The 13,210-nt window shown below is 69.2% G+C and carries 8 protein-coding genes; 7 read left to right on the plus strand and 1 reads right to left on the minus strand.

The window, feature by feature from the left end:
• Positions 1-133 precede the first annotated feature (133 nt).
• From MB901379_RS04095 to rplL, 6 genes are all read left to right on the plus strand, one after another.
• Positions 134-4,348, plus strand: a complete 4,215-nt coding sequence (locus tag MB901379_RS04095) for a glycoside hydrolase family 38 N-terminal domain-containing protein (protein ID WP_158015479.1) — start codon at positions 134-136, stop codon at positions 4,346-4,348.
• The gene (locus MB901379_RS04100; RefSeq protein ID WP_232021981.1) at positions 4,345-4,962 is read left to right on the plus strand and encodes a DUF7158 domain-containing protein; all 618 of its coding nucleotides are present in this window, start codon (positions 4,345-4,347) and stop codon (positions 4,960-4,962) included. The genes MB901379_RS04095 and MB901379_RS04100 overlap by 4 nt, the downstream gene beginning before the upstream one ends.
• 7 nt (positions 4,963-4,969) lie before the next feature.
• Positions 4,970-5,875, plus strand: a complete 906-nt coding sequence (locus MB901379_RS04105; RefSeq protein ID WP_158018932.1) for an ROK family protein — start codon at positions 4,970-4,972, stop codon at positions 5,873-5,875.
• A gap of 306 nt (positions 5,876-6,181) precedes the next feature.
• Positions 6,182-9,334 carry a PE family protein gene (locus MB901379_RS04110; RefSeq protein WP_158015480.1) on the plus strand — a complete coding sequence of 1,051 codons (3,153 nt, stop codon included), beginning with the start codon at positions 6,182-6,184 and terminating at the stop codon, positions 9,332-9,334.
• A 416-nt stretch (positions 9,335-9,750) separates the two neighbouring features.
• Complete coding sequence (gene rplJ / locus MB901379_RS04115) at positions 9,751-10,320, plus strand: 50S ribosomal protein L10 (RefSeq protein WP_158015481.1); 570 nt, start codon at positions 9,751-9,753, stop codon at positions 10,318-10,320.
• Between the two features lie 67 nt (positions 10,321-10,387).
• A complete protein-coding gene (gene rplL / locus MB901379_RS04120) occupies positions 10,388-10,780 on the plus strand; it encodes a 50S ribosomal protein L7/L12 (RefSeq protein WP_158015482.1) in 393 nt (130 codons plus the stop codon).
• A gap of 65 nt (positions 10,781-10,845) precedes the next feature.
• On the opposite strand, the gene MB901379_RS04125 is transcribed toward rplL, so the two are convergent.
• Positions 10,846-11,538: a TetR/AcrR family transcriptional regulator gene (locus MB901379_RS04125; RefSeq protein ID WP_408632357.1), complete on the minus strand. Its 693-nt coding sequence runs from the start codon at positions 11,536-11,538 to the stop codon at positions 10,846-10,848.
• 107 nt (positions 11,539-11,645) lie between these two features.
• On the opposite strand from MB901379_RS04125, the gene MB901379_RS04130 reads away from it, so the two are divergent.
• Positions 11,646-13,160: a carotenoid oxygenase family protein gene (locus MB901379_RS04130; RefSeq protein WP_158015484.1), complete on the plus strand. Its 1,515-nt coding sequence runs from the start codon at positions 11,646-11,648 to the stop codon at positions 13,158-13,160.
• The last annotated feature ends 50 nt before the right edge of the window (positions 13,161-13,210 follow it).

A 13,210-nucleotide genomic window follows, 5' to 3' on the forward strand; every position in this document is an offset into this window, starting at 1 on the left:
CCTCGCGCCATGCCCGCGGTAAACCGTTTGGCGGCGTTCCGGCATAACGCGCGTCGAGCCTTTTCGGCCCGGCCCGTCGACATGCTGTCCCCAACTGCTTTGTCGAGCCGACGGGCCGCCGTAGGGTGCGGTCATGCAGGTGGTTTCGGCGGAGTCGACCGCATTGTTCGTCGGCCCCGCGGACGCGCCACTGCAACTGGCCCGGGTCACCGTTGACGGGTGCACCGAGCCGACGTCAATCCGCATTGACGGCGACCGCCTGAGCGGTGAAGCGGTTGCGGCCGCCGGGAATGTGGTCGTCGAGATCCCGGTCACCGCTGAGCATCCCGTCGTCGGCCAGCATCGGGCCGCACACGTCCATGCCGGTGCGTCGCGGCTGGCCTTCACCTTCACTGTGGCCGAGCCGGGGTGGACGATGTTCATGGTCAGCCACTTCCATTACGACCCGGTGTGGTGGAACACCCAGGGTGCCTACACCAGCCAGTGGACCGAAGACCCGCCCGGGCGAGCCCGCCAGACCAACGGCTTCGAGCTGGTGCATGCGCATCTGGAGATGGCTCGGCGCGAGCCCGAATACAAATTCGTGCTGGCCGAGGTGGACTACCTCAAACCGTATTGGGATACCCATCCCGAGGACCGCGCTGACCTGCGTCGATTCCTGAACGAAGGTCGCGTCGAAGTGATGGGCGGAACCTACAACGAACCCAACACCAACCTCACCAGCCCAGAGACAACGATCCGAAATCTGGTGCACGGCATCGGGTTCCAGCGCGACGTATTGGGCGCCGACCCGGCTACCGCGTGGCAGCTCGATGTGTTCGGCCACGACCCGCAATTTCCCGGGATGGCTGCCGACGCCGGTCTGACGTCGAGTTCGTGGGCTCGGGGGCCGCATCATCAGTGGGGCCCGGCCCAGGGCGGTGATGTGGACCGCATGCAGTTCTCCAGTGAGTTCGAGTGGATTTCGCCATCGGGCCGGGGGTTGTTGACGCACTACATGCCGGCGCACTATTCGGCGGGCTGGTGGATGGACTCCTCGACGTCACTGGCCGAGGCCGAGCGGGCCACCTACGACCTCTTCGACCAGCTCAAAACGGTCGCGCTGACCCGCAACATCCTGCTGCCGGTGGGAACCGACTACACGCCGCCCAACAAATGGGTCACCGAAATCCACCGTGACTGGGCCGCCCGCTATACCTGGCCGCGGTTCGTGTGCGGGCTACCGCGGGAGTTCTTCGCGGCGGTACGCGCCGAGCTGGCCGAGCGGGGTTCGGTGCCATCACCGCAGACGCGCGACATGAACCCCATTTACACCGGCAAGGACGTGTCCTATATCGACACCAAGCAGGCCAACCGGGCCGCGGAAAACACGGTGCTGGCGGCCGAACGGTTCGCGGTGTTCGCGGCGTTGCTCGGTGGCGCACAGTATCCGCAGGCGGCGTTGGCCAAGGCGTGGGTGCAGCTGGCCTACGGCGCACACCACGACGCCATCACCGGTTCGGAATCCGACCAGGTCTATCTTGATCTGCTCACCGGCTGGCGCGATGCATGGGAGCTGGGCCGGGCGGTGCGGGACAACTCGCTGGCGGTGCTCTGCGGCACCGTCGACGCGCCCGACAGTTCGGCCGTGGTGTGGAACCCGCTGACCCGCGAGCGCACTGATGTCGTCACGGCCCGGCTCGACCCGCCGCTGGACGCCGGGGTGCGGGTACTGGACTGCGATGGTGCCGAGATGCCGGCACTCGTCGAGCACGACGGACGATCCGTCACCTGGCTGGCCCGGGATGTCCCGTCGCTGGGCTGGCGGACCTACCGGCTGGTCCCTGCCAATGAACCGGCGGGCTGGCAACCGGCAGCGGGCACCGAAATCGCCAACGAGCACTACCGGTTGTCCGTCGACCCACAGCGCGGCGGCGGGGTGGAGTCCCTTGTGCATGACGGCCGCGAGCTGATCGCCGACGGCCGGCTGGGCAACGAGCTCGCGGTCTACGAGGAATACCCGTCCCACCCGACCCAGGGCGAAGGACCGTGGCATCTGCTGCCCAAGGGGCCGGTGCTCTGTTCGTCGGAATCACCCGCTCAGGTGCAGGCCTACCAAGGCCCGCTCGGTCAACGGTTGGTCGTGCGGGGCCGGATCGGCGCACTGCTGGGCTACACCCAAACGCTGACCCTGTGGCACGGCGTGGCGCGCGTTGACTGTCGCACCGCCATTCACGGGTTTACCGGGGTCGACCGCTTGTTGCGACTGCGCTGGCCGTGCCCGGTGCCGGGCGCGATGCCGGTCAGTGAAGTGGGCGACGCCGTGATCGGGCGCGGTTTCGCGTTGCTGCACGCCTCCGGTGGTTCGAGACCTCGCTCGGTGGACACCGCGGAGCATTTGTGGACGCTGGACAATCCGGCCTATAGCTGGTTCGGGCTGTCTTCGGCCGCACGGGTCCGCGTCGGTGACGGGGTGCGGGCAGTGTCGGTGGCCGAGGTGGTGTCGCCCGCGGAAAGCATGTCAGGCCCGCTGGCGCGCGAGCTGATGGTTGCCCTGGTCCGCGCGGGCGTCACGGCCACCTGCAGCGGCGCCGACAAGCCGCGCTACGGCAACCTTGAGGTCGATTCCAATCTGCCGGACACCCGGATCACGCTGGGCGGGCCGTTTCGCAACGCGTTCACCAAGGCGGTGCTAACCGCCGCCGACCCGACATACCTCGCCGAACTCGAGCGACAGCTGGCGCAGACCGGCCGCGCCAGGGTGTGGGTGCCAGCGGGCAGGGCGTTTCGGCCGCTGGCCGCGGCCTGGGTGCCCGGGGCCGACCTGCGTCCACCGCATGCGTTGCCGGTGCTGGTAATTGACGGCGTCGACGACCAGAGCCTGCGTGCCGAGATCGCTTCGCTGGCAGCCGACCTCGCGGACGCGGAGATCGTGGTCAGCCAACGCGCCCCGTCGGAAATGGAACAATTCGAGGCTCGTACGGTCGCGATGTTCAACCGTGGCGTGCCGAGCTTTGCCGTCGACGCCGACGGCACCCTGCATACCGCGCTGATGCGGTCCTGTACCGGTTGGCCGTCCGGTGTCTGGATCGACGAACCTCGCCGCACCGCGCCGGACGGCTCGAACTTCCAACTCCAGCACTGGACACACGACTTCGACTACGCATTGGTCTGCGCCAACGGTGATTGGCGCGCTGCCGAGATCTCGGTCCGCAGCGCACAGTTCTCCCATCCACTGCTCTCGGTGAGCCCCGGAACGGGGCAGCACAACGGGCAGCGGAAACTGTCGCCGGTCGGCTCGCTGCTGCGTGTCGAGCCCGCCGACTCGGTGCACCTGGGAGCGCTCAAAGCGGCGGGAAACCCGTTGGTGAGCGGCAGCGCGGAGCCGGTCGACCCTGCCGCGGTGGCGTTGCGGCTGGTGGAGACGACCGGGGCCAGCGCTCGCGTCGTCATCGGCTCTGACCTGGGGATGGTGCGTGCCCCCGAACTCGCCGACCTATTGGAAAAGCCGAAACGGTGCAAACTACCGATCGAACTGCACGGGTGCCAGGTCGGCACCGTGCTGGCGCGGCTCGAGATACCCCCGATGCTGGCGGTGGACGTAGGTGCGCTGGGACCCCACGCTGAGCCCGCCCAGCCGCTCTACGCTCGTTATTGGCTGCACAACCGCGGTCCCGCCGCACTCGGCGGGCTGCCGGCCGTCGCGCACCTGCACCCGCAATCGATGACCGCTGAGCCGGGCAGCGAGGTGGTCTTGCGCCTGACCGCGGCCAGCGACTGCAGCGATCGCGCGCTGGGCGGCGAGGTGACGGTGGTGTGTCCGGATGGCTGGTCGGCCGCGCCCGCCGAGTTGCCGTTCACGTTGTGCAGCGGCGGACACCTGGAGGCAGACGTTGCGTTGACGCTGCCGGCCCGTACGTCGCCGGGGCTTTATCCGGTTCGGGCCCAACTACGGGTCAGCGGGGAGGCGGTGCCGCCGGCCTGGCGCCAGGTGGTCGAGGACGTCTGTGTGGTGGCCGTGGGTGACGCGGGGAGCGGTGCTCAGGAGGATCGGTTGGTGTATCTCAGCGGGTGGCCGACCGACGTCGAGCTCGAACCCGGCGATTCGGCCCGCCTGATCGTCACCGTCGGTACCCATGCCCGCGCCGACTTGGCGCTGGAAGCCCATCTGATCAGCCCGTGGGGAACCTGGGAGTGGATCGGCCCGGCCGTGCTCGGCGCGATCTTGCCGGCGTGCGGCACCGCCGAAGTCGTTTTCGACGTGACGCCGCCGCCTTGGCAGCCATCTGGGCAGTGGTGGGCGTTGGTCCGGATCGGCTGCGCGGGTCGGCTGCTCTATGCGCCCGCGGTGAAAGTGACCGTGACATGAACGTCGAACTAGTCGCGACGGTTGCCGGTGCCCAAGTCCGCGTCGATGACGTCGACGCGCGCGAAGCGCGGCTGCGCAACGGTCCGCGCGCTGCCGCGCTGCCGGCGCGCGGTACTAGCGAGGGCCGGCAGCTGCGCCGTTGGCTCACCCAACTGATCGTGACCGAGCGGGTGATTGATGCCGAGGTGGCCGCGCGCGGCCTGACCGAGTGCAGCGTTGCGACCGAGGCGGAATTGCTGCCCGATGTGACGTCGCGGCTGGAGATCGGCAGCATCGCCGCGGCCGCTTTGACCGATCCGCGGGCGCGGGCGCTATTCGCCGACGTCACCGCCGAGGTCACGGTCACCGACGACGACGTGGCCGACTACCACATCCGCAACCCGCTTCGCTTCGCCGCGCCGACGCCCGACCGGCACGGGTGGCGCAGGCCGGCGGTTGCCGGTCCGCCATTGGAGCAGGTCCGGCGGGCGATCGCCGAGCTGCTGCTGAGCGCCGCGCGGCGCCGTGCATTCCGGGTCTGGCTGGATGCGCGGCGGGCCGCGCTGGTCGAGCTGGCCCCGGGCTATGAGCATCCCGGCGACCCGCGCCAACCCGATAACACCCACCGGCATTGATCCGCCCATGCTGACCCTCTGTCTCGACATCGGCGGCACCAAGATCGCCGCGGGCCTGGTCGATTCCGTCGGCACCCTGGTGCACAGCGCCCAGTGCGCTACCCCGGCCGGCGGAGCCGAGGAGGTCTGGGCCGCGGTCGCGGAGAAGATCGACGAGGCGCTCAGCGTGGCCGGCGGCGCAGTGAATGCGGTGGGCATCGCATCGGCCGGCCCCGTCGATCGTGATAGCGGAGCTGTCGGCCCAATCAACATCCCGTCCTGGCGTGGCTTCCCGCTGCGGGACCGGGTCGCCGCCGCGGTGCCGGGGGTGCCGGTAAAGCTGGGTGGCGATGGTGTGTGCATGGCGCTCGGCGAGCATTGGCTCGGAGCTGGCCGGGACGCGCGTTTCCTGTTGGGCATGGTGGTGTCGACCGGGATCGGCGGGGGACTGGTGCTCGACGGCATGCCGTATGCCGGCCGTACCGGAAATGCCGGTCACGTCGGTCACCTGGTGGTGGAACAAGACGGGTTGGCGTGCTCGTGTGGCGGGCGTGGCTGCGTGGAGACCATCGCGTCGGGCCCGTCGATGGTGCGATGGGCGCGAGCGTATGGCTGGTCGGCGCCGCCCGGCCACGGCGCCAGAGAGCTGGCCGTTGCGGCCGCGGCCGGAGATGAGCTGGCGCTGCGGGCATTTCATCGCGGTGCTACCGCGTTGGCCGCGATGATCGCCTCGGTGGGCGCGGTGTGTGACCTAGACCTGGTGGTCGTCGGTGGGGGTGTGGCCAAATCTGGGCACCTGCTGTTCGACCCGCTTCGGCGGGCGTTGGGCGACTACGCGCGGCTGGATTTTCTGGCCGGGCTGCGGGTGGTGCCCGCCGAGCTCGGGGGCGAGGCCGGGCTGGTCGGCGCCGCCCGGCTCGCGCGGCTGAGCTAGGCATCCAAGGCTCACTGAGGTAGCGCCTTGTCGTGAGATTCAGTTGATTCGGGCGGGATTTCCGGCGGACAAATGCGGGGCGCTCTCGATGTGCCGGCAAAAGTAGGGCACGCCACCGTTATCACGGTGAGACGCAAACAGCGGCTCCTTGTTCCCGACGCCGCAGGTCCGGCTGTCGAGCTGAGACGTTCCCGGATTGGCTTCGGGTGGAACGTTTTTCAACTTTTTGGCACGTCATCGCTTTGTCGATCGGAGTTCATCTTGGCCTGGAACTTTTCTCCAAACACGGTTGAAAGGTGGTGGGTCATGTCATTTGTCAGTGTGGCACCGGAGTTGGTGGCCGCGGCGGCGTCCGAAGTGACCGCTGTGGGGTCGGCGGTCGCGGCGGCCAGCGCGGCGGCGGCGGGGTCGACGACGGTGGTGGCGGCGGCCGCGGATGAGGTGTCGGCGGCGATTGCGGCGTTGTTCGGTGCCTACGCGCAGCAGTATCAGGCGGTTAGTGCCCAGGTGGCCGGGTTCGGTGAGCGGTTTGTGCAGACATTGATCGCTGGTGCCGGCGCTTATATCGGCACCGAGGTGGGCAGCGCTGCGGCCATGTCGCCGTTGCAGACCGTGGAACGGGGCTTGTGGGAGGTCGTGAATACACCCACCGAGGCGTTGTTCGGGCGGGCGTTGATCGGAAACGGCACCAATGGGGCGCCGGGCACTGGGCAGGCCGGCGGGGCTGGTGGGTTGTTGTGGGGTAGCGGCGGCAATGGCGGTTCGGGTGGGGTTGGTCAGGCCGGCGGTGCCGGTGGGCCGGCAGGGATGTTCGGCCACGGGGGGGCTGGTGGCCCTGGCGGGATCAGCGGTGTGTCGGGCGTGGGTGCCGCGGGTGGCGTCGGTGGCCAGGGCGGGTGGCTGTATGGCAATGGTGGTGCCGGCGGGGCGGGCGGGCAGGGCGCCTTGAGCGGCGGTGGCGGAGGGGCCGGTGGCCAGGGCGGGCTGGTGTACGGGGCCGGCGGGGTGGGCGGAGCCGGCGGGGTGGGCAGTGTGGGCGGAAATGGCGGACATGGCGGTGTCGGCGGTGCCGCCGGGATGTTGGGGGCCGGCGGGGCCGGTGGGGCGGGCGGGGGTGGTGGCAGTGGTGTCGCCGCTGGTGTTGGTGCCCCCGGCGGCGGCGGTGGTCACGCCGGTGACGGTGGAGCCGGCGGCCGGGGTGGCTGGTTGGTTGGTTTCGGTGGCGTCGGCGGCGATGGCGGTGTTGGTGGAGCTGGTGGTGCCGGCGGCGACGGTGCGGACGCGGTCGCGTTGGGCAATGCCGGGGACCGCGGCGGCGATGGCGGTGCCGGCGGTGCCGGCGGGTTGGGCGGTGCCGGCGGTAAGGGCAGTCTGATCGGCTTCCTGGGGCAGCAAGGTGCCGGCGGTGCCGGTGGCGCCGGTGGGACCGGCGGGGTCGCCGGTGATGGCGGAAATGGTGCCGCCGGCACGTTCGCCGGCGGCACCGGCGTCGGCGGTGCTGGCGGCGATGGCGGTAATCCGGGGCTGGGTGGAATCGGTGGTGCCGGCGGGACCGGTTCTGTGCAGGGTGTGCACGGCGCGGAGGGTGCCCGGCCGGCTGGTGGCGACGGCGGTGACGGCGGCCGCGGCGCCGATAGCACCCTGGAGCTCTTTACCGGTGGGCGTGGTGGGGCCGGTGGTAACGGCGGACTCCACGGCGACGGCGGTAACGGCGGCGATGGCGGCACCGGCGGGGCCTCGGCCGGGGGCGGGAGGGGTGGAGCCGGTGGGAATGCCGGGGACTACGGCAATGGCGGTAACGGTGGTGACGGCGGCGCCGGTGGTTCGGGACGCGACGGGGTGGACGGGCGCACGCCGGGCGCTACCGGCACGCCCGGCCAGCGCGGCGGCGCTGGTGGCCACGGTGGGGACGGCGGTCTGGGCGGGGCTCTGGGCGGTCACGGAGGTGCCGGCGGTAATGGCGGTACCGGCGGGTCCGGCGGTACCGGTGGCGACGCCCAATCAGGGACCGATGGGGTGTCGGGCGGGAACATCCACGGGCAGGACGGCGGTAGCGGCGGCAACGGTGGCGCAGGCGGGGACGGCGGCGACGGTGGGCTGGGCGGCCAGGCGCGGGCCACCGGATACGCCGATGGCACCCGCGGTGCCGGCGGTGACGGCGGCGACGGCGGAGACGCTGGGCTTGCCGGTGACGGCGGCGACGGTGCCAACGCCGCGCCGCGCTCGGGTGCGGCCGGCGGTGACGGCGGACATGGCGGTGACCCGGGTGTCGGCGGCCGGGGCGGTGCCGCCGGCAACGGCGGTACTACGGGCGCGCGCGGCGACGACGGGTTCAGCCCGACCAGCGGCGGTGACGGTGGTAGGGGAGGAAACGGGGGTAGCGGCGCGAACGGCGCCTCCGGCGTTGCGGGTACCGACGGCGGTGATGGCGGCCGAGGTGGCGATGGCGGGGCCTACGGCAACGGCGGGTTCGGCGGCGCCGGCGGCAATGGCGGGGACGGCGGCCGAGGTTTCTCGGGTCAAAACGCGGGTGGGCACGGGAACCCTGGTGGGGATGCCGGACGAGGTGGCGCGGGTGGTGTCGGCGGTGATGGCGGTGTCCACGGCGGTAACGGTGGTGGCGGCGGGGTCGGCGGCATCGGCGGTGATGGTGGTGATGGCGGTGACGGGCGTGCTGGGGCGACCCCTACCACCGTTAACGGTGAAAACGGCGGTGCGGGCGGCAGGGGCGGCCACGCCGGCAACGGTGGCGGTGGCGGCGCCGGCGGCGCCGGCGGGCACGCCTATGCGGAGGGATTCCACAACGGCGCCGACGGAGTCGGCGGTGTTGGCGGAGCCGGTGGCGACGGTGGTGACGGTGCTCGGGGCGGTAACGGAGGTCCGGGCGCCAATGGCCGCGGTTTCAGCGCCGGCCAACCTGGTGGAAATGGTGGGCATGGTGGCGACGGCGGCGTGGGTGGTTTCGGTGGTACCGGTGGCCTCAGCGGCGACGGTTTCACCAGAGCCGCCCAGGGTGAGAGCGGGATCAGAGGCAACGGCGGCAACGGCGGCCACGGCGGCACCGGCGGCGGAGGTAACCCCGGCGGTTTGGGTGCGGTGCCCGGTGACGGTGGCAACGGGGGTCACGGCGGTATCGGTTACAACGCCGGTAACGGCGGGAATGGCGGTACCGGCGGACAGAGCCCCTTGCCCTCCGGCCTGCCGGTGGCCGGTAACGGCGGTAATGGCGGTAACGGCGGCCACAGTTACGGCGGCACGGCTGGCTCCGGTGGCCAAGGCGGCTCCGGCGGCCGAGGTTCAGGGTCGGGTTGGGGCGGCGACGGTGGTCGTGGTGGCGACGGCGGTATCGCAACTATCGATGGGGTGGACTACCTCGGCCAGCCCGGGGTGGACGGCGTCGCCGCGGTGAGCCGCACCGGAGGCGTCGGTGGCCACGGCGGGGACGGCGGCCACCCCTGAGTTCACGGGCTGGCCGACATGGTCCTACCGTGCGGTCCAAGGTATGCGCATGGACCGTTTCAGTGGCTGGCCCGTGGTCGATGGTGGCCGTCGGCGTACATGAGATGACACGAAATGACGCGAGAAAGCCAAAATCGTGGACTTTGTGGCGCGCGTTTTGGCTGATCGAACGGGCCACGCTATTGTGGTTGCCGATCCACCGAAGACCGTCGGTCACCGAGTAATCGGTTGAAGGTCCGGGAATTCCCGGCGGCCCACGCAGGAGGACGAGGCACTATCGCCGGCATGTGCCGGCGTATTTTCACGCCCCGACCGCTTCCTGCGTCGGGGCGTTCGTCGTTTCCTGCGGCGTTCAGCACCGTTCTGAGGTGATCGCCGACGACAAGTCACACCGACGTCCACCTCAGGAGGCATGCATGGCCAAGGCTGACAAGGCCACCGCCGTCGCCGATATCACCGAGCAGTTCAAGGCCTCGACCGCGACTGTCATCACCGAGTACCGCGGTTTGACGGTGGCCAACCTGGCCGAGTTGCGCAGGTCGTTGGGGGCATCGGCCACCTACGCCGTGGCCAAGAACACACTGATCAAGCGCGCGGCCGCCGAGGCCGGTGTGGAGGGCCTCGACGAGCTCTTCATCGGTCCGACGGCGATCGCGTTCGTCAAAGGTGAAGCGGTCGACGTGGCCAAAGCGCTGAAGACCTTCGCCAAGGACAACAAGGCGCTGGTCATCAAGGGCGGCTACATGGACGGTCACGCCTTGAGCGTCGCCGAAGTCGAGCGCATCGCCGACCTGGAGTCTCGCGAGGTCCTACTGGCCAAGTTGGCCGGCGCGATGAAGGGCAATCTCGCCAAGGCCGCCGGGCTGTTCAACGCTCCCGCGTCGCAGTTCGCTCGGTTGGCCGCGGCCCTGCAGGAGAAGAAGGCCGCCGAGCCCGCCCCGGCCGCACAGGCAACCACCAGCGAGTCACCGGTGGAAGCCGGATAGCACCAGCGCCCGAGAAGCCCCAAACCCCTAGAACCCCAAAAACCCGAAATTAGGAAGGACCCACAACATGTCCAAGATCTCGACCGACGACCTGCTCGACGCGTTCAAAGAAATGACGCTGTTGGAGCTGTCCGATTTCGTCAAGAAGTTCGAGGAGACCTTTGAGGTCACCGCGGCCGCTCCGGTCGCCGTCGCCGCGGCGGGCGCTGCCCCGGCGGGCGCTGCCGCTGAGGCCGCCGAGGAGCAGTCCGAGTTCGACGTCATTCTTGAGGCCGCCGGTGACAAGAAAATCGGCGTTATCAAGGTGGTCCGCGAGATCGTCTCCGGCCTGGGCCTCAAGGAGGCCAAGGACCTGGTTGACGGCGCGCCCAAGCCGCTGCTGGAGAAGGTCGCCAAGGAGGCCGCCGACGAGGCCAAGACCAAGCTGGAGGCCGCCGGCGCCACCGTCTCCGTCAAGTAGCTTCTGCAGCCGATCAAACGCAAAACCCCCGGGACCGACTGCGGCACCCGGGGGTTTTTGCGTACTCAGCGCGCGCCGAGCGCCGACTGTTGTGACCGCGTTGCCCGCTCGGGTGAATCACCCAAAGCGACCAGGAGGTTCGTGGTCATCGAGGCCAGCACCGGTTCGATGGCCGCGCCCTCCTGACCGAAGAAGCCGGCCAGCTCGAGCATGACAAACCCGTGAATCAACGCCCAGAACTGCGCTGCGGTGGCCACAATCTCCGCGTCGGAGGTCGCCCCACGAGTTCCGTCGCCCGGCGCACCGACGGTGAGTCGACCAGCCGTCATGGATCGATGCACCCCCCGCACCACGTGCGCGAAGCTGGGGTAGTCCTGCTCGATCTCGGCGATTGTCAGCGTCAGGACATTTTCCGCCGGTGCGTTGATGCCGTGCGCGCTGGTACTGCCGAACATCAGTCGATACATGTGCGGACGTTGGATGGCATAACCGCGATAGGCGACACCGGTAGCCACCAGATCGGCCACGGGATCATCGGTCTGCGGCACCGTCAGCGCGACGTCGAACTGCCGTAGCCCCTCCTCGGCGACGGCGGCGATAAGTTCTCGCATTCCGCCGAAATGGGTGTAAACCGCCATCGTGGAGGTCCCCGCCGCTGCAGCGACCTTGCGTGTTTGCAAGGCGTCGGGCCCGTCCTCATTGAGCAGGGCGACGGCGGCACCCACCAGCTCGTCGCGAACATTGCGGGCACCGGGCACGCTGGGTTGGGCCTGCGTAGTCATCTCGCCCATCATTATTGCCATCTTCTCATCGGCGGCGTACCGTTCCAATAACGCTGAAATAACAATGTTATAGGAGTTCAGCCGTGACAACGATGCGAACCGCCAAATCCCCCAACCCGTACCTGGAAGGCTTCCTGGCGCCGGTGCGTGCGGAAGTGACCGCGACGGACCTCAAGGTCAGCGGGCACATCCCGGAGCATCTCAACGGACGCTATCTGCGTAATGGGCCGAATCCGGTCGCCGAGGTGGATCCCGCCACCTATCACTGGTTCAGCGGCGACGGGATGGTGCACGGGGTCGCTCTACAGGACGGGCAGGCCCGCTGGTACCGCAACCGCTGGGTGCGCACCAAGTCGGTGAGCGCCGCACTCGGCGAGTCGCCGCCGGCCCGGCTTGATCCCAAGGCGGGCATGTTGGCCCTGGGTGCCAACACCAATGTGTTGACACATGCCGGTCGCACCCTGGCTCTGGTGGAGGGTGGTGTGGCCAACTATGAACTCACCGAAGAACTCGACACCGTCGGGACCTGCGACTTCGACGGCACCCTAACCGGTGGCTATACCGCCCACCCGCACCGCGATCCGGCGACCGGTGAACTGCACGCCGTGTCCTACGCGTTTACCCGTGGCCCCAGGGTGCAGTACTCGGTGATCGATCCCCAGGGGCGGGCCCGACGCACCGTCGACATCGAGGTGGCCGGGTCGCCGATGATGCACGACTTCTCGCTGACCGACAAGTACGTGGTGATCTACGACTTGCCGGTGACCTTCGACAGCGCCCAGGTGTTGCCGGTGCGCACGCCGCGCTGGCTGGGGGTGCCCGCGCGGCTGGTGATGCAGTCGTTGATCGGACGTGTCCGGGTTCCCGGTCCAATCGCGATGATGATGAACAGTAACCCGAAGCCGTCGCACCGCCTGCCCTATGCCTGGAACCCCCACTACCCGGCCCGCATCGGCGTTATGTCCCGGGATACCGACGACGTCGGCGGCAAGCCTCCAGTGCGGTGGTTCGACATCGAACCTTGCTACGTCTATCACCCGCTGAACGCGTACTCCGAGATTCGGGACGAGGAGGAGATCCTGATCCTTGACGTGGTGCGCTATTCGCGGATGTTCGACCGGGACCGACGCGGCCCCGGGGATACCCGCCCCGCGCTGGACCGTTGGACCATCAACCTGACCACCGGCGTCGTCGCCACCGAACGGCGCGACGATCGAGCGCAGGAGTTTCCCCGGATTAACGAGACTCTGCTCGGTGGCCGGCATCGGTTTGGCTACACGCTCGGTGTGGACGGCGGCTATCTTGCCAGCGACGCGACCGAGATGTCGACATCGCTGTACAAGCACGACTACGCGACCGGGTCATGCGACGTCGCTCCATTGGATCCCGCTCTGCTGATCGGCGAGATGTCCTTTGTGCCCAACCCGACGGCTGCCGCCGAGGACGACGGAATCCTCATGGGCTACGGGTATCACCGCGCCCGTGGCGAAGGCCAGCTGGTGTTGCTGGACGCTGCGACACTGGAGCCGATGGCGTCGGTGCACCTGCCGCAGCGGGTACCGCTGGGCTTCCATGGCAACTGGTCGGCCACCGCCTGATGGGACTGGAGGGAGATTTGTTATCTGTCCAACCCTGATGTCGCGCCCTA

This window comes from Mycobacterium basiliense, assembly GCF_900292015.1.
Lineage (GTDB): Bacteria > Actinomycetota > Actinomycetes > Mycobacteriales > Mycobacteriaceae > Mycobacterium > Mycobacterium basiliense.